Genomic DNA, 16622 nt, shown 5'->3' with positions numbered 1-16622 from the left:
GTTGAGCAATTCTGCCGACTCCCCGCAAGGCCCCGTTCGCCGCTCGACGTGGCGACCGGTCCGGCTGCTGACGGCTGCCGTTTTCGCCCTCGCGGGACTGATCTTCGTGACCAGCTTCAACACCGCCAAGGGTACGGACCTGCGCACGGACGACTCCCTGCTGAGGCTCTCCGACCTGATCAAGCAGCGGAGCGAGAAGAACGGCGACCTCGAGGAGTCCACCTCGGCCGTGCGCGGCGACGTGGACGCCCTTGCCCAGCGCGACGACGGCTCCACCGAGGCCGAGGACGCGAAGCTGGCGGCGCTGGAGAAGGCCGCGGGCACCGAGCCCCTCAAAGGCAGCGCCCTGACCGTCACCCTCGACGACGCCCCGCCGGACGCCCGGGCCGCGCCCGGCTATCCCGAACCGCAGGCCAACGACCTGGTCATCCACCAGCAGGACCTCCAGGCCGTCGTCAACACACTGTGGCAGGGCGGCGCCAAGGGCATCCGCGTCATGGACCAGCGGCTGATATCCACAAGCGCCGTGCGCTGTGTGGGCAACACGCTGATCCTCCAGGGCCGGGTCTACTCACCGCCCTACAAGATCACCGCTGTCGGTGATCAGGACGTGCTCAAGAAGGCACTGGCCGACTCGCCCGCGATCCAGAACTACCAGCTGTACGTGGAGGCCTACGGCCTCGGCTGGAAGGTCGACGAGAACGAGACGGTGACTCTTCCCGGCTACTCCGGCACAGTGGATCTGCACTACGCGAAACCCGTCGGGTAAGCCTGCCTGTGGCACTTGGGGGAGCCGGTGTCGATCTCGGTGCGTGTGCTCGTCCGGACCTTCAGCGAGCTGTGCGTCACCATCGGCGCCCTGATCGTGCTGTTCGTCGTCCATCTGCTGTTCTGGACCGGGATCGAGGCCGACAGCGCCACCGCCGGGGAGATCGGCAGGCTGAGGGCCGACTGGGCGGCGAAGGCACCGGAGCCCGGCAGCACCTCCGCACCCGCGTCCACGGCCACGGCGTACGAGCCGGGTGAACCTTTCGCGGTCATGTACATCCCCCGGTTCGGTGAAGAGTGGGACCGGCCCGTCCTCCAGGGCACGGAGCCCGGGGTCCTCAAGAAAGGGCTCGGGCACTACGCCTCCACGGGAGTGCTCGGAGCCACGGGCAACTTCGCCGTCGCGGGCCACCGCCGTACCCACGGGGACCCGTTCAAGGACTTCCCGGAACTGCGGCCCGGTGACGAGGTGGTGCTCACCGACGGTACGACCTGGTTCACCTACCGCATCGCCAACCGGCCCCACCGGACCGTCCCCGGCGACATCGGCGTGATCGAACCGGTCCCCCGCCCCCTGAGGCGGGAAGCCACCCCCTTCGACGAGCCGGGGCGCTATCTGACACTCACCACCTGCGAGCCCGAGTGGGGCAGTAGCCACCGTCTCGTCGTCTGGGCGCACCTCGACGCCACGCACCCTGTGACCGACGGCAAACCACCAGCTTTGCGCAGCTGACCCACACGCCTCTGCGGCCCTTTAGTCTGGTGCCGTACCGAACGGAAAGGGACGGCATGTACGGCTGGATCTGGCGGCATCTGCCGGGCAACGCATGGGTGCGGGCGGTTCTCTCGCTCGTGCTCGTCCTGGCGGTCGTCTACGTGCTGTTCCAGTACGTCTTCCCGTGGGCCGAGCCGCTGCTCCCGTTCGGCGACGTGACGGTCGACGGAGAGGGAGCAGCCCGATGAGCGCGCGCATTCTCGTCGTCGACAATTACGACAGCTTCGTCTTCAACCTCGTCCAGTACCTGTACCAGCTCGGCGCCGAGTGCGAGGTCGTGCGCAACGACGAGGTCGCCCTCGAGCACGCACAGGACGGCTTCGACGGTGTACTGCTGTCACCCGGTCCCGGCGCACCGGAAGAGGCCGGCGTGTGCATCGACATGGTGCGGCACTGCGCCGCCACCGGTGTTCCCGTGTTCGGCGTGTGCCTGGGCATGCAGTCGATGGCCGTCGCGTACGGCGGGGTGGTGGACCGGGCCCCGGAGCTGCTGCACGGCAAGACCTCGCCGGTCACCCACGAGGGCACGGGCGTCTTCGCGGGCCTGCCGTCGCCCTTCATCGCCACCCGCTACCACTCGCTGGCGGCGGAGCCGGCGCGGTTCCCCGCCGAGCTGGAAGTGACGGCCCGTACGGCGGACGGCATCATCATGGGTCTGCGGCACCGCGAACTGCCGGTCGAGGGCGTGCAGTTCCACCCCGAGTCGGTCCTCACCGAGCACGGCCATCGGATGCTCGCCAACTGGCTGGTGCAGTGCGGCGACGCCGGGGCGGTCGGGCGGTCGGCGGGACTCGCACCGGTGGTGGGCAAGGCTCTGGCGTGAGCGCCGTGCGCCCGGGGCACGAGCACGAATACGAGTACGAGGGCCCGTACGGGTACGGCGCCGAGGGGCAGAGTGAGCCCGCGTACGACCCGTTGACGGATCCCGTCCCTCCCGACCGGCGGGGCTCGCCGTGGTTCCGGGCGACGAACGTCCCTCCGGCCGCGGACATCGCGGCGCCGGAGACCGGGGCCACCGGCATGGCGGCGCCCGCCGGGCCACGGCATCACGAGCCGGAGCAGCAGGAGTGGTCGGCTCTCCAAGAGGCTCTGAGCGCCCCGGAGGAGCCACGGCACGACTGGTACGCCGCCGGGTCCGCGGCGGCGCCTGACACGGTCTCCTTGCCCGCACAGGCGGCCGCGCCGGGGCCGGAGCAACGGCGAACTCCCGTCTCGGACCCGATCCTTGTGGCCGACGACGAGACGGTGGCCCTGCGCACGTCCGACACCCGCCGTGCGGCGGAGACGCCACCGGGCCCCGGGCGGGCCGAGCGGCGCCGCGCCGCCAAGGGGCGCGGTCGCAGACGCGCCGCCGCCCCGGCCGCGCCACCGGTGGCCGGGGAGCCGGGGAAGCCGCTCTCCCGTGTCGAGGCCCGGCGAGCCGCGCGTGCCGCGAAGGACAGTCCCGCGGTCATCGCAAGTCGTGCGATCGGTGAACTGTTCATCACCTTCGGTGTGTTGATGCTGCTGTTCGTCACCTACCAGTTGTGGTGGACGAACGTGCTCGCCGGACAACAGGCCGACAAGGCGGCGAACAAGATCCAGGACGATTGGGCGAAGGGCCGCAAGCCCGACGCCTTCGAGCCCGGTCAGGGTTTCGCCATCATGTACATCCCCAAGCTGGACGTCGTCGTGCCGATCGCGGAGGGCATCGACAAGCAGAGCGTGCTCGACCGGGGCATGGTCGGCCACTACGGCGAGGGCAAGCTCAAGACGGCGATGCCCGAGGACAAGCAGGGCAACTTCGCGGTCGCGGGCCACCGCAACACCCACGGCGAGCCGTTCCGGTACATCAACCGCCTCGAGCGCGGAGATCCGATCGTCGTCGAGACCCAGGACACGTACTACACGTACGAGATGGCGAGCATCCTTCCGCAGACCTCGCCGTCGAACGTGAGCGTGATCAGTCCTGTACCGGAGCAGTCCGGGTTCAAGGAGCCCGGCCGTTACATCACATTGACGACCTGCACCCCCGAATTCACGAGTACATATCGAATGATCGTGTGGGGCAAGATGGTCGAGGAACGGCCGCGCAGCAAGGGCAAACCCGACGCGCTCGTCGGCTGAGACACCTCAAGACAGGGAACAGGTGCAGTGGCACGTGCACGAGGCCGGATCGCCGGCGCCATCAGTGTCTTCGGAGAGCTGCTGATCACCGCGGGTGTGGTGCTGGGGCTCTTCGTCGTCTACTCGCTGTGGTGGACCAACGTTCTGGCCGACCGTGAGTCGTCCCGGCAGGGCGACCGGATCCGCGACGACTGGGCGAACAGCGGGCCCGGCGCGCTGGACACCAAGGACGGCATCGGCTTCCTCCACGTACCCGCGATGGGCGACGACGAGGTCCTGGTGAAGAAGGGCACCAACACCAAGGAGCTCAACAACGGCATCGCCGGTTACTACACCGAGCCGATCAGGTCGGCCCTCCCCTGGGACGACAAGGGCAATTTCACGCTGGCGGCGCACAGGGACGGGCACGGAGCCAAGTTCCACAACATCCACAAGATCAGAAACGGTGATCCGGTGGTCTTCGAGACCAAGGACACCTGGTACGTCTACAAGGTCTACAAGACCTTGCCGAAGACGTCGAAGTACAACGTGGACGTGCTTCAGCCGGTCCCTGAGGAGTCCGGGAGGACGAAGCCCGGCCGTTACATCACGCTGACGACCTGCACGCCGATCTACACCTCGGACTACCGGTACATCGTGTGGGGCGAGCTGGAGCGCACGGAGAAGGTCGACGCGAAGCGCACCCCGCCGGCGGAGCTGCGCTAGCTTCCCACCGCCCCGGACGCGGGTGAGCCCCGGCACCTTCGAGGGTGCCGGGGCTCACTGCTTGCCGTTCACGGAGGCGGGCGCCGGTCAGTCGTCGCCGCCGATGCCACCGAAGAAGCCGCCGTTGCCGCCGTTACCTCCATTGCCGCCGTTGCCGCCGTCACCGCCGATCGTCGTGAGGACGACCGGGGTGGTGGCCGGGTCGGCAGGAGTGCCGGGGGAAGGGTTGGACCCGGTGACGATCGCGTTGTCGTCCCCCGGATTGCCGGGAGCGACCTGGACGTTGGTGAATCCGGCCTGGGCGAGGATCTGCTTCGCCTCACCGACCCGCTTGCCGAGGATCTGCGCCGGGACCGGCACCTGGGTCTGCTGCGGGCCCTTGGAGACCTGGAGGGTGACCTTGCTGCCCTTGGCGACCTTGCCGGGCTGCGGGTCCTGCGCGACGACCTCGTTGGCGGGCTTGTCCGAGTCGATGTCGACCCTGACGACCTCGAACTTGAGCAGCTCGAGCTGATTCTTCGCCTGTTCGAACTGCTGGCCGACGACGCTGGGCAGGTCCTGTTTGGCCTGCTTGGCGACCGTCAGCGTCACCGTCGCGCCGGTCTCGGCCATGGAGCGGCCTTCGGGGGTCTGCTCGAGGACCGTGCCGGGGTCCTCGTCCGCGGACTCGACCTCCTTGGTCTCGACCTTGAACTTGTCGGCCTCGAGGATCTCGGTCGCGTCCTCGACGTCCTTGTCCACGACGTCCGGGACCTTGACCTTCGGGGCGCCCTCCGAGACCACGACCTGGATCGTCTCGCCCTCGTTCATCTGCTTCGGGGGCGCCGGGTCCTGGGAGCAGATGCTGCCCTTCGGCTGGTCGCAGCGTGCGGTGCTGGCCTGGGCGACCTCCACCTTGGAGTTCTCCGCCGCTCTCTGGGCGTCCTCCATCGTGAGGCCGACCAGCTGCGGCACGTCCACCTCGCCGGTGCCGTCGGTGGAGCCGAAGAGGGACTTGCCGATCAGCACCGCGCCGACCAGCACCAGGATGCCCGCGAGCACCAGCAGGATCGTCGAGGTGTTGGACTTCTTCTGGCGCCGGCGGTCCGGACGGTCGTCGTAACCGAAGCCGCCGTCGTCCGGGTTCATGGGCGGCAGCATCGACGTCTGGCCGGCCGGGTCGGCCTGGCGCAGCGCCGTGGTCTGCTGGTCGTCCCCGCCGTAACCGCCGCCGTAGCCGACCGCACCCATCGCGGCCGTGGCCGCGACCGGCTGGCCGTCGAGGCACGCCTCGATGTCCGCGCGCATCTCGTCGGCGGACTGGTAGCGGTAGTCCGGGTCCTTGACGAGCGCCTTCAACACGATCGCGTCCATCTCGGGCGTGATCTCGGGGTCGAAGTTGCTGGGCGGCTGCGGCTCTTCCCGCACGTGCTGGTAGGCCACCGCCACCGGGGAGTCGCCCACGAAGGGGGGACGCACGGTGAGGAGCTCGTAGAGAAGGCAGCCGGTGGAGTAGAGGTCCGAGCGGGCGTCGACCTGCTCGCCCTTGGCCTGCTCCGGGGAGAGGTACTGGGCGGTGCCGATGACGGCGGCCGTCTGCGTCATGGTCATGCCGGAGTCGCCCATGGCCCGGGCGATGCCGAAGTCCATGACCTTGACCTGACCGGTGCGCGTCAGCATGACGTTCGCCGGCTTGATGTCGCGGTGCACGATCCCGGCGCGGTGCGAGTACTCCAGCGCCTGGAGGATGCCCACGGTCATCTCGAGCGTGCGCTCGGGCAGCAGCTTGCGGCCGGAGTGAAGCAGCTCACGCAGGGTGGAGCCGTCGACGTACTCCATGACGATGTACGGGATCGAGACCCCGGACCCGCCGGCGCCGCCGTCGTACACCATGTCCTCGCCGGTGTCGTAGACAGCGACGATCGCGGGGTGATTGAGCGAGGCGGCGGACTGGGCCTCACGGCGGAACCGGGCCTGGAAGGACGGGTCGCGGGCGAGGTCGGCCCGCAGCGTCTTCACGGCGACAGTGCGGCCGAGCCGGGTGTCGTGGGCGAGGTAGACCTCGGCCATGCCACCACGGCCGAGCACCGAGCCCAGTTCATACCGGCCGCCGAGGCGACGCGGCTCTTCCATAACTGTTCCAGCCCTCTCCGTCAGTCCCGACCGCACCCGTGTGTGGTCCTCCGGTGTGCTGTTTCGCGCAAAGGCTACCGGGCACGCCGTACTTGATCCGCCCGCAATCGGCAGCTGATACCCGACCGGTATCGCAATGTGCAGGTATGGAGGCCGGGAGTGATCCTCGTCACTGCTTGTCGCCCAGCACCGCCTGCATCACGGCCTTGGCGATCGGGGCGGCGAGGCCGCCGCCCGAGATGTCGTCACGGCGGGCGTTGCTGTCCTCGACGACGACCGCGACGGCGACCGGAGAGCCGTTGTCGGTCTTGGCGTACGAGATGAACCAGGCGTACGGGTTCTTGCTGTTGTTCTCACCGTGCTGCGCCGTACCGGTCTTACCGCCGACCTTCACGCCGTCGATGGCCGCGTTGCCGCCGGTGCCGTTCTCGACGACGTTCTCCATCATCTGCTGGAGCAGCTGGGCGTTCTCCGAGGAGACCGGCCGGCTCATCTCCTCCGGCTCGGTCTTCTCGATGACGTCCAGGCTCGGGGAGACCAGCTGGTCGATCATGTAAGGCTTCATCAGCTTGCCGTCGTTGGCGATCGCCGCGGTGACCATCGCCATCTGCAGCGGGGTGGCCGCGGTGTTGAACTGGCCGATGGAGGACTGCGCGTTGCCGTCCCGGGACATCTTCTTGTCGTAGACGGAGGCGGAAGCGCGGACCGGGGTGTCGATCTCCGGGTTGTTGAAGCCGAACTTCTCCGCGGTCTCCACCATCTTGTCGCGGCTCACATCGTCACCGAGCTTCGCGAACACCGAGTTGCAGGACACCCGGAGCGCCTCGTTGAGGCTGGCGTTCTCGCAGCCGCTCGCGTGGTTGACCATCGGGGTCCTGGTGCCCGGCAGGATGTAGGGCTCCGGAGTGTCCGTCGGGTCGTCGATGTCCTGGATGACCCCGTGCTCGAGGGCCGCCGCCGCGGTGACGACCTTGAAGGTCGAACCGGGCGGGTAGGTCTCGCGCAGCGCGCGGTTCAGCTTCGGCTTGTCCTTGTCCCGTTCCAGCGCGAGCCACGCCTTCTCGTCCTTGCCGGAGTAGCCGGCGAAGGAGGACGGGTCGTAGGACGGGGTGGACGCCAGGGCCAGGATCTTGCCGGTCTTGGGGTCGATGGCCGCGACGGCGCCCTTCTTGTCGCCGAGGCCCTCGTAGGCGGCCTTCTGCGCGGCGCCGTTGAGGGTGGTGACGACGTTGCCGCCGCGCTTCGTGTCCCCGGTGAACATCGACATGGTGCGGTCGAAGAAGAGCTGGTCGGAGTTGCCGGTGAGGATTCCGTCCTGGAGCTTCTCGATCTGGTTCGCGTCGTACGCCTGCGACGCGTAGCCCGTCACCGGTGCCCACATGGGACCGTCGACGTACGTGCGCTTGTACTTGAAGTCGGTGTCGTTCGTCTCGACGGAGCCGGTGATCGGCTTGCCGTCGACGATGATGTTGCCGCGCTCGTACGCGTAACGCTCGATCTGGATACGACGGTTCTTCGAGTTCTCGTTCAGTTCGTCGGCGTCGACGTACTGGAGCCAGTTGGTTCGCACCAACAGGGCCAGCACGAGCAGTCCGCAGAAGATCGCGATCCGGCGCAGGGGCTTGTTCACGGTCGGACCACCTGGGTCATCTCGGCGTCGGGGGACGGGGCCGGCGCGGGCGCGGGCCGGCGCGCGGTGTCGCTGATCCGGATCAGGATCGCGATCAGCGCCCAGTTGGCGAGCACGGAAGAGCCGCCGTAGGCGACGAACGGCATCGTCATACCGGTCAGCGGGATGAGCCCCATGACACCGCCGGCGACGACGAAGACCTGGATGGCGAACGCGCCGGACAGGCCGATCGCGAGCAGCTTGCCGAACGGGTCACGGGCGGCCAGGGCGGTGCGTACGCCGCGCTCCACGATCAGGCCGTAGACCATCAGGAACGCCATCATGCCGGCGAGCCCGAGCTCTTCACCGAAGGAGGAGAGGATGAAGTCGGAGTTGGCGGCGAAGCCGATCAGGTCGGAGTCGCCCTGCCCGAGGCCGGTGCCGAGCGTCCCGCCGGCGCCGAAGGACATCAGCGCCTGACCGATCTGGTTGCTCTGCTCCCAGGTGGTCTCGGCGAAGGGGTTGAGCCAGAACTCGACGCGCTGCTGGACGTGCGGCTCGAACGAGGCCACACCGACGGCGCCGACGGCCGACATCAGCAGACCGAAGACGATCCAGCTGGTGCGCTCCGTGGCGACGTACAGCATGACCACGAAGAGGCCGAAGAAGAGCAGCGAGGTGCCGAGGTCGGTCTCGAAGACGAGGATCAGGATGGACATGGCCCAGACCACCAGGATGGGGCCGAGGTCCCGTCCGCGGGGCAGGTACAGGCCCATGAAGCGGCGGCTGGCCAGAGCGAGGGCGTCCCTCTTGACCATGAGGTAGCCGGAGAAGAACACCGCGATGATGATCTTCGCGAACTCGCCGGGCTGGATGGAGAAGGGGCCGAGGCTGATCCAGATCTTGGCGCCGTTCACGGCGGGGAAGAACATCGGCAGGATCAGCAGGATCAGCGCGACCGCCATCGAGATGTACGTGTAGCGCTGAAGGATGCGGTGGTCCTTGAGGAGCATCAGCACGCCGACGAACAGGGCGATGCCGATCGCCGAGTACATCAGCTGCTTGGGCGCGTCAGGGCTGAAGGCGCCCTTGCCGTACAGGCTCTCCACGCGCTGGATCAGCCGGGGCGACTGGTCGAGCCGCCAGATCATCACCAGCCCGAGCCCGTTCAGGAGCGTCGCCAACGGCAGCAGCAACGGGTCGGCGTACTTCGCGAACTTGCGCACCCCGAGGTGGGCCACTCCCGCGAGCAGGCCGAGGCCGAGGCCGTAACCGAGGACACCCGCGGGCAGCTCGCCGTCGAGGGCGAGGCCGACGTTGATGTAGGCGAACACCGGGATGGCGACGGCGAAACCGAGCAGCATCAGCTCGGTGTTCCGCCGGCTCGGTGCGTCGATCGCGCCGATCGTGGTCGTGTTGGTGACAACGCTCATGGTGGAGAAGGCCCCCTACGGACTATTACTGCTTGCCGCAGTTCGAGGCCAGCTTCTGCTCCTCCTCCGAGAGGGTGGGACCCGGGGAGGGAGAGGCTGCGGTCGGCTTGGTCTTTGCGTCCTGGGTGGTGGGCGTGCCGGCGGTGCCGCCGGCCTCGCCCTCGCCGGGAGGCGGGGTGCTCGCTCGATCGGCGGCCTCGCGGCGCTCCTCGTTCTTCTTGCAGGCGCCTGCCTGCTTCGCGAGCTCGTCGATCTTCGCGCGGGCCGTGACGAGGCTGTCCTCGGTGATCGTCGCCTCGACCTGCTTGCGCTGGTAAGGCGGTAGGTACTTGAGTTCGATCTCGGGGTGGTCCTTCTCGACCTCCGAGAGCGACAGCCAGGCGAGGTCCTGGCTGATGCCGCGGTACAGCGCCACGTGCTCGCCCTTGGTGCCGACGTAGTACTGGGTCTGGGTCCAGCGGTAGCCGCCGTACAGACCGCCGCCGACGACCGCCAGGGCGAGAACGATGTACAGCGAGCGCTTCAGCCACTTGCGGCCGCCGCGCTTGACGAAGTCGTCGTCCGTGTAGGCGCCGAAGCTGCCCTCGGGGGGCATGCCGCCGTAACCGCCTTCGCCGGATCCGGGCGGGCCGAAGCTACCGCCCGGGGCCTCCGGCGCCGCCGAACGTCCCAGGCCGGCGGCTCGGCCGGCCGGCGTCTGCATGGCGCCGCCGTCGTTCAGCTGGTGCTGGTTCTCGGCGACCGCGCCGACGACGACGGGGGTGTCGCTGAGCTGCCCGGCCAGGGTGTCGCCCGAGTCGGTGTCGAGGACGTCGGCGACGATGCAGGTGATGTTGTCGGGACCGCCGCCGCGCAGGGCGAGCTGGATCAGGTCCTGCACCGTCTCCTGCGGGCCCTGGTAGCTGGCGAGCGTCTCCTCCATGGTCTGGTGGGAGACGACGCCGGACAGGCCGTCGGAGCAGATCAGGTAGCGGTCACCGGCGCGGACCTCGCGGATGGAGAGGTCCGGTTCCACATGGTCGCCGCTGCCGAGCGCGCGCATCAGCAGGGAGCGCTGCGGGTGGGTGGTGGCTTCCTCTTCGGTGATCCGGCCCTCGTCCACGAGCCGCTGCACCCAGGTGTGGTCCTGGGTGATCTGTGTCAGCACGCCGTCGCGCAGCAGGTACGCGCGGGAGTCGCCGACATGGACGAGGCCGAGCCGCTGGCCGGTCCACAGCAGGGCGGTGAGCGTGGTGCCCATGCCCTCGAGCTGCGGATCCTCCTCGACCATCATCCGGAGCTGGTCGTTGGCACGCTGAACGGCGGTGCCGAGCGAGGTGAGGATGTCGGAACCGGGCACGTCGTCGTCGAGGGTGACGAGCGTGGAGATGACCTCGGAGGAGGCGACCTCGCCGGCCGCCTGGCCACCCATGCCGTCGGCGATGGCCAGCAGACGGGGGCCGGCGTAACCGGAGTCCTCGTTGCCCTCGCGGATCATGCCTTTGTGCGATCCGGCGGCGAAACGCAGAGAAAGACTCATGCGCACCTCACCCGTCGGCTCGCCGGTCGACTGTCGCGCCAGCCGGTCTCGAGCCACACTGCCCACCCTCCGGTCGGGAGCCCGTGCCGGTCGCCGGTGGGGACCGCTGCGGCTCGCTCGCTCCGCTCGCTCATTGTCGTACTACTTCCGCAGCTCGATGACGGTCTTGCCGATGCGGATCGGCGCGCCCAGCGGAATCGGTGTCGGGGTGGTGAGTCGGGTCCGGTCGAGATAAGTGCCGTTGGTGGACCCGAGATCCTCGACGATCCACTGGCCGTCACGGTCCGGGTAGATCCTGGCATGCCTGCTGGACGCGTAGTCGTCGTCCAGCACGATCGTGGAGTCGTGTGCCCGGCCCAGGGTGATGGTCTGGCCCTGGAGGGCGACGGTGGTGCCTGTGAGTGTGCCTTCGGACACGACCAGCTTCGTCGGCGCTCCCCGCCGCTGGCGGCCGCCGGCCTGTTGGCGCTGCTGCGGCGGCGCGGCGTTCTGGCGCGGCTGCTGCGGACGCGCGTCGGCGCCGCGGCGCGAACCGCGCTGCGTCACCCGCGTGCCGAACAGATCGCTGCGAATGACCTGGACGGCCACGATGACGAACAGCCACAGAACGGCCAGGAAACCTAGCCGCATGACCGTCAGGGTCAGCTCTGACATTGCCCCCGCTTCACCCTTCGGCTTGCCGGTAAACGATGGTGGTGCTGCCCACGACGATCCGCGAGCCGTCGCGGAGCGTAGCGCGGGTGGTGTGCTGCCCGTCCACCACGATGCCGTTGGTGGACCCGAGATCCTGGATCGTCGAGGGCGTTCCGGTCCGGATCTCACAGTGCCGGCGCGATACGCCGGGGTCGTCGATCCGCACATCGGCGTCGGTGCTGCGACCCAGCACCAGCGTCGGGCGGGAGATCTGATGGCGGGTGCCATTGATCTCGATCCAGCGTCGTACTTGTGTGTTCGGCATGGCGCCCGGGCCGGCTGCGCGCTGGCCCGCAGCGGGGCCGGGACGCGGACCCGCTGCCATGCCGGGAGGTGGTGCGGCCGGCATCGGAGGAGCACCGGTCGGGGGGTAACCGTAGCCGCCGGCGGGGCCGGCCACTGCCTGGGGACCTCCGCCGGGGCGGCCTCCGGGGGCCTGTGACGTACTCGACGCCAGTGTGCGGCTGCGTACCCGGTACAGACCCGTGTCGAGGTCGTCCGCCTTCTCCAGGTGGACCTTGATCGGGCCCATGAAGGTGTAGCGCTGCTGCTTGGCGTAGTCACGGACCAAGCCGGAGAGCTCGTCGCCGAGCTGGCCCGAGTACGGGCTCAGGCGCTCGAAGTCGGGCGCGCTGAGCTCGACGATGAAATCGTTGGGGACGACGGTCCGCTCGCGGTTCCAGATCGTCGCGTTGTTGTCGCACTCCCGCTGGAGGGCGCCCGCGATCTCGACAGGCTGGACCTCGGACTTGAACACCTTGGCGAAGGTGCCGTTGACCAGACCTTCGAGACGCTGCTCGAAACGCTTCAGGACTCCCATGGGGCACCTCCTCCGTTGCTGTCGTCCTGGTACTGCTTACTGATCGTATCCACGCGTCGGGAAATCGGCTGGTTCCCCTTGTCTGCCCCGTCGATGAGTGTCACCTCTCACACCGGATCGTAGAGGCGGCCTCCTGACAGTGTCCCGCACCCGGGGGGCATACAGGAGGAGTGGGGGGCGCCGCCGTTCGTTCCCGGACCGCTCGCTTCGTTCCCTGTTCGTTCCTCGGGCCGCCCAAACAAACGGATGTGAATCCACCCTGTGCAGCGTGCTAATCTTCTGCATGTCGCCAGGGGGTCGCACCGAACAGGTGAGGCACTCGAGCACAACACCCAATGCGCGGGTGGCGGAATAGGCAGACGCGCTGGATTCAGGTTCCAGTGCCCGAAAGGGCGTGGGGGTTCAACTCCCCCCTCGCGCACAGCGGAGAAGGGTCTCCACCGGACGAAAGTCCTGGTGGGGGCCCTTTTCTCATGCCTCGCCACGGAACTGGGCGCGGGGACCGGTGAGAGGGGCCCACGGTGATGTTTCACGTGGAACGCCCGATGGCCGACAGACCTGGAGCGCCCGCCTCCGGGTAACCGATGTGGATCGGTCCGCCCCTGCTGCTCGGCTCGTACCGGGGTTTTCCACAGGGGCAGACGGCCGTCGGGACACGGCGGTACCGTCAGGGAACTTGATGTTGATGGCGCACGTCGCCGGGGGAGGCCGCGGGCATGGGCGAGAACAATGTGGCGGTGCCGGAGCAGCGGCACGAGGCCGACGACAAGGACCGAGGCGGCGTGGCGGCCGGCGGTAGCGGCGAGGGTCCGCGTCCGCGTATCCCCGCGGTGCCGGGCTTCGCGCCCCGCAAGGCATCGGACGGCGCGACCTCTCCGAAGGACGCCGGCAAGGCGCTGCGTAAGAAGGTGTCACGGTCCTCGCACGACCAGCTCCGGTCTCCGGCGGGGCGCCCCGACGCCGTGCAGGCGGTGGAGGAGTCGAGCCGTGGACGTGTGCCGGAGCTCACTCCGATACGGGTCGGGCGGATGGCGGCCTCCCCGTTCGCGTTCCTTCGGGGATCGGCCGGGCTGATGGCCCACGACCTGGTGGGCACGCCCGTCACCGGAATCGGCGCACAGATATGCGGTGACGCGCACGCCGCGAACTTCGGTCTCTACGGAGACGCCCGTGGTCGGCTCGTGATGGACCTCAACGACTTCGACGAGACCGTCGTCGGCCCGTGGGAGTGGGACCTCAAGCGGCTCGCGGTGTCCCTGGTGCTGGCCGGCCGGGTGGCGGGGGGCAGCGAGGACGCGTGCCGCGCGGCGGCCTTCGACGCCGTGGGCGCCTATCGCCGCACCATGCGGTTGCTGGCCAAGCTGCCGGCGCTGGACGCCTGGAACGCCATCGCCGACGAGGAACTGGTCTCGCACACGGACGCGCGTGACCTTCTGGGGACGCTGGAGCGGGTCGAGGCAAAGGCCCGCAACAACACGAGTGCACGCTTCGCGGCCAGGTCGACCGAGGTCGTGGCGGACGGCGACGAGGCCGGTGGGCGTCGCTTCGTGGACGCCCCGCCGGTCCTGCGCCGGGTGTCGGACGAGGAAGCGGCAGCGGTCGCTGCCTCGCTCGGGGAGTATCTGACCACGGTCGCGGAGGACCGTCGTCCGCTGCTCGCCCGGTACGCGATCCATGACGTGGCCTTCCGCGTGGTGGGGACCGGAAGCGTGGGGACCCGCTCGTACGTGGTGCTCCTCCTCGACCACCGCGGCGATCCGCTGGTGCTGCAGGTGAAGGAGGCCCGGGCCTCGGCGCTCCTTCCTCACCTGGCGTCCGTCGGCTTCCCCGCGCCGGAACCGGAGCACGAGGGGCGCCGGGTCGTTCAGGGGCAGAAGCGGATGCAGGTCGTCAGCGACAGCTTGCTGGGCTGGACGACGGTGGAGGGGCGTCCCTTCCAGGTGCGGCAGTTCAGGAACCGCAAGGGCAGTGTCGACCCCGCGGCTCTCACACCCGACCAGCTCGACGACTACGGCCGGATGACGGGGGCGCTGCTCGCCCGTGCCCACTCCCACAGCGCGGATCCGCGGCTGCTCGCCGGGTACTGCGGCAGGAACGAGGAGCTCGACGAGGCGGTCGCCGCGTTCGCGGTGACGTACGCGGACCGTACGGAAGCGGATCATGCGGACCTGCTGACCGCCATCAAGAGCGGTCGGACGGCCGCTGAGCTGGGGGTGTGACAGCGCGCCCGGCCGCGCCCGTAGGCTGGACAGGTGACTCAGGATGCCGCCGGGGGACCGACGACCCACAACGACGACGACCAGGCCGTGCAGCAGGCTGCACAGAGCGCCGAGCAGGACCGGCCCGAGGCGCGGCTGGCGAAGGCGGTGGGGGCGGCAGAGCACGCGCTGATCGAGTTCGAGATCGCGGTGGAGACGTTCCGGGTGGAAGTGGAGAACTTCTCCCGGCTGCACCACCAGAAGCTGGGACCGATGTACGCGCGGCTGGACGAGCTCGACGCGCAGATCGCGGAGGCGCGGGCGGCGCGCAGCGGCGACCCGGAGGACCTGCGGAAGGCGCAGGAGGCACGGGCCCTCGTACTTCCGATGCCGGGCGTCGACGAGCTCTTCCACGACTGGATCGACTCCGACGGCCTCTCCCCCGAGGCCGCGGCGATGCTCACCGATCAGCCCGTGCAGGCGCCGAAGCGGGTCCGGCCGAGCGAAGAGGCACGCAAGCTCTACCGCGAGCTGGCCCGCAAGGCGCACCCTGACCTGGCCCAGGACGAGACGGAGCGGGCACGGCGCGACGAGTTCATCGCGCGCGTCAACGCCGCCTACGGTCTCGGCGACGCGGAGAAGCTGAAGGAGCTGGCGGAGGAGTGGGCCGCGGGTCCCGCGCCGGCAGCTCCCCGGCCCAGTGAGCGTGACGAGCTCTACGCCCGGCTCGAGTGGCTGGCGCAGCGCAAGGAACTGCTGACCGTGGTCGCCCGGGAGCTGGAGGACAGCGCGATCGGCGCGATGTTGCGGATGGCGCCCGACGATCCGGACCGGCTGCTGGAGGAGATCGCCGAGCAGTTGCTGGCACAGGTGGCCGAGCGTGAGGCCGAACTGGCCGCGCTCGTGCAGTAGGTTTTCCGGAGCCCTCGACAGCCGGGATCCTGTGTCGGACCGCTGCGGAACGAGGGCCGGCCCCCACACGCAAGAGAGAAGGCATCACCCATGAACTTCGCCCCGTTGCCCTCCGTGGAAGCCACGGCGGTACCGGACGACGCCCTGGTGCTGGACGTCCGGGAGGCCGACGAGTGGGCTGCCGGGCATGTCGAAGGCGCGCTGCACGTGCCGATGAGCGACTTCGTGGCCCGGTTCGGCCAGGTGACCGAGGCGCTGGCCGACGGGCGCCGCGCCTTTGTGATGTGCCGGGTCGGTGGTCGCTCCGCGCAGGTCACCCAGTACCTGGTGCAGCAGGGTCTGGACGCGGTGAATGTCGACGGGGGCATGCTCGCGTGGGACGGGGCGGGACGCCCCATGGTCACCGAGAACGGCAGCCCCGCCTTCGTGCTCTGACGCCCCGCGGTCCGGCACACCCACCCGGCCGCCCGCCGAGCCGGAGCGCGCCCCGACGGCTGCACCACCCTCACAGTGCCCCGGGACCAGGGACCGGAGGGACACGGAGGACTCTGGCTAAGGCGGCGACCCCTGCGGGTCCGGCTCAACCCGGAGCACGGTCCGGGCCCTGCTCCGGCTCCCGTACGAGCTGTGCTGGGCCACCGCATGGATGGACGGCGCCAACCGGTGGATCGCCCCGGTGCTGGGCCTGCCCGAACTCCCGTTCGTCGATTTCGGTGACGACTTGCTTCAGGACCGCCCCGACGGGGTCCACTGGAAGACCGGCCCCCTGGTCGACCACGCGAACGGCCGCCCCTTCGCCTGGGTGGACGACGAACAGAGCGATCCGGACGATGCGTACGTGTCCGCCCGCCATCACGCCGGGCGGCTGCGCACCATGTCAACCCGCGGATCGGTCTGCGCGCGGACGACTTCCGGACCCTCAGCGACTTCGCCCGGTCCTTGGACACGTCACAAGCCATCGGCTGAGCCTGC

15 protein-coding genes, 1 tRNA gene and 1 pseudogene are annotated in these 16622 nt (G+C 69.2%); 11 read left to right on the top strand and 6 right to left on the bottom strand.

The features are described 5' to 3' along the window. The first annotated feature begins 1 nt into the window (after nt 1). The 6 genes from SPRI_RS18465 to SPRI_RS18445 are packed head-to-tail and all read left to right on the top strand — an operon-like array spanning nt 2 to nt 4354. Nucleotides 2-769, top strand: a complete 768-nt coding sequence (locus SPRI_RS18465) for a DUF881 domain-containing protein (RefSeq protein WP_005314880.1) — start codon at nt 2-4, stop codon at nt 767-769. Nucleotides 770-802: 33 nt separating this feature from the next. Continuing rightward, nucleotides 803-1501: a class E sortase gene (locus tag SPRI_RS18460; protein ID WP_037776543.1), complete on the top strand. Its 699-nt coding sequence runs from the start codon at nt 803-805 to the stop codon at nt 1499-1501. Nucleotides 1502-1557: 56 nt separating this feature from the next. Beyond that, nucleotides 1558-1731 (top strand): hypothetical protein, encoded by a 174-nt coding sequence (locus SPRI_RS38865; RefSeq protein WP_037774178.1) that lies wholly within the window; start codon nt 1558-1560, stop codon nt 1729-1731. Further along, on the top strand, nt 1728-2366 hold the full coding sequence (locus tag SPRI_RS18455) for an aminodeoxychorismate/anthranilate synthase component II (RefSeq protein WP_005314868.1): 639 nt from the start codon (nt 1728-1730) through the stop codon (nt 2364-2366). Before SPRI_RS38865 ends, SPRI_RS18455 begins: the two co-directional genes overlap by 4 nt. Continuing rightward, a complete protein-coding gene (locus tag SPRI_RS18450; protein WP_053557104.1) occupies nt 2363-3649 on the top strand; it encodes a class E sortase in 1287 nt (428 codons plus the stop codon). The genes SPRI_RS18455 and SPRI_RS18450 overlap by 4 nt, the downstream gene beginning before the upstream one ends. A 27-nt stretch (nt 3650-3676) precedes the next feature. Then, complete coding sequence (locus SPRI_RS18445; RefSeq protein WP_005314865.1) at nt 3677-4354, top strand: class E sortase; 678 nt, start codon at nt 3677-3679, stop codon at nt 4352-4354. A gap of 87 nt (nt 4355-4441) precedes the next feature. Here SPRI_RS18445 and pknB read toward each other — a convergent pair whose 3' ends face one another. The 6 genes from pknB to SPRI_RS18415 form a co-directional block, all read right to left on the bottom strand. Continuing rightward, nucleotides 4442-6466 carry a Stk1 family PASTA domain-containing Ser/Thr kinase gene (pknB, locus tag SPRI_RS18440; protein ID WP_005314862.1) on the bottom strand — a complete coding sequence of 675 codons (2025 nt, stop codon included), beginning with the start codon at nt 6464-6466 and terminating at the stop codon, nt 4442-4444. 169 nt (nt 6467-6635) lie between these two features. Then, the gene (locus tag SPRI_RS18435; RefSeq protein ID WP_005314860.1) at nt 6636-8096 is read right to left on the bottom strand and encodes a peptidoglycan D,D-transpeptidase FtsI family protein; all 1461 of its coding nucleotides are present in this window, start codon (nt 8094-8096) and stop codon (nt 6636-6638) included. Next, complete coding sequence (locus SPRI_RS18430; RefSeq protein ID WP_005314847.1) at nt 8093-9508, bottom strand: FtsW/RodA/SpoVE family cell cycle protein; 1416 nt, start codon at nt 9506-9508, stop codon at nt 8093-8095. Before SPRI_RS18430 ends, SPRI_RS18435 begins: the two co-directional genes overlap by 4 nt. 25 nt (nt 9509-9533) lie before the next feature. Beyond that, nucleotides 9534-11027 (bottom strand): Stp1/IreP family PP2C-type Ser/Thr phosphatase, encoded by a 1494-nt coding sequence (locus SPRI_RS18425; RefSeq protein WP_005314844.1) that lies wholly within the window; start codon nt 11025-11027, stop codon nt 9534-9536. Nucleotides 11028-11168: 141 nt separating this feature from the next. Beyond that, nucleotides 11169-11681, bottom strand: coding sequence for an FHA domain-containing protein FhaB/FipA (locus tag SPRI_RS18420; RefSeq protein ID WP_005314841.1), 513 nt, complete (start codon nt 11679-11681; stop codon nt 11169-11171). A gap of 10 nt (nt 11682-11691) precedes the next feature. Next, nucleotides 11692-12540, bottom strand: coding sequence for an FhaA domain-containing protein (locus tag SPRI_RS18415; protein ID WP_005314838.1), 849 nt, complete (start codon nt 12538-12540; stop codon nt 11692-11694). 337 nt (nt 12541-12877) lie between these two features. On the opposite strand from SPRI_RS18415, the gene SPRI_RS18410 reads away from it, so the two are divergent. The 5 genes and pseudogenes from SPRI_RS18410 to SPRI_RS39405 all read left to right on the top strand — a co-directional run. Next, a tRNA-Leu gene (locus SPRI_RS18410) sits at nt 12878-12961 on the top strand. Nucleotides 12962-13256: 295 nt separating this feature from the next. Then, nucleotides 13257-14759 carry a DUF2252 domain-containing protein gene (locus SPRI_RS18405; protein WP_078535295.1) on the top strand — a complete coding sequence of 501 codons (1503 nt, stop codon included), beginning with the start codon at nt 13257-13259 and terminating at the stop codon, nt 14757-14759. Between the two features lie 33 nt (nt 14760-14792). Beyond that, nucleotides 14793-15650: a hypothetical protein gene (locus tag SPRI_RS18400; RefSeq protein ID WP_005314833.1), complete on the top strand. Its 858-nt coding sequence runs from the start codon at nt 14793-14795 to the stop codon at nt 15648-15650. A gap of 90 nt (nt 15651-15740) precedes the next feature. After that, a complete protein-coding gene (locus SPRI_RS18395) occupies nt 15741-16085 on the top strand; it encodes a rhodanese-like domain-containing protein (protein WP_005314831.1) in 345 nt (114 codons plus the stop codon). Between the two features lie 21 nt (nt 16086-16106). Further along, nucleotides 16107-16616 (top strand): annotated as a pseudogene (locus SPRI_RS39405) (hypothetical protein); the annotation flags it as partial. Nucleotides 16617-16622: the final 6 nt, after the last annotated feature.

Origin of the sequence: Streptomyces pristinaespiralis, assembly GCF_001278075.1 — a bacterium.
GTDB lineage: Bacteria > Actinomycetota > Actinomycetes > Streptomycetales > Streptomycetaceae > Streptomyces > Streptomyces pristinaespiralis.
This window is presented reverse-complemented; position numbering and strand designations above follow the sequence as displayed.

What these genes read in the sequence shown, in the direction of transcription:
- SPRI_RS38865 (WP_037774178.1), top strand. Translation starts at nt 1,558, where the DNA reads ATGTACGGCTGGATCTGGCGGCATCTGCCGGGCAACGCATGGGTGCGG.
- SPRI_RS18455 (WP_005314868.1), top strand. Translation starts at nt 1,728, where the DNA reads ATGAGCGCGCGCATTCTCGTCGTCGACAATTACGACAGCTTCGTCTTC.
- pknB (WP_005314862.1), bottom strand. Translation starts at nt 6,466, where the DNA reads ATGGAAGAGCCGCGTCGCCTCGGCGGCCGGTATGAACTGGGCTCGGTG.
- SPRI_RS18430 (WP_005314847.1), bottom strand. Translation starts at nt 9,508, where the DNA reads ATGAGCGTTGTCACCAACACGACCACGATCGGCGCGATCGACGCACCG.
- SPRI_RS18425 (WP_005314844.1), bottom strand. Translation starts at nt 11,027, where the DNA reads ATGAGTCTTTCTCTGCGTTTCGCCGCCGGATCGCACAAAGGCATGATC.
- SPRI_RS18420 (WP_005314841.1), bottom strand. Translation starts at nt 11,681, where the DNA reads ATGTCAGAGCTGACCCTGACGGTCATGCGGCTAGGTTTCCTGGCCGTT.
- SPRI_RS18415 (WP_005314838.1), bottom strand. Translation starts at nt 12,540, where the DNA reads ATGGGAGTCCTGAAGCGTTTCGAGCAGCGTCTCGAAGGTCTGGTCAAC.
- SPRI_RS18405 (WP_078535295.1), top strand. Translation starts at nt 13,257, where the DNA reads ATGGGCGAGAACAATGTGGCGGTGCCGGAGCAGCGGCACGAGGCCGAC.
- SPRI_RS18395 (WP_005314831.1), top strand. Translation starts at nt 15,741, where the DNA reads ATGAACTTCGCCCCGTTGCCCTCCGTGGAAGCCACGGCGGTACCGGAC.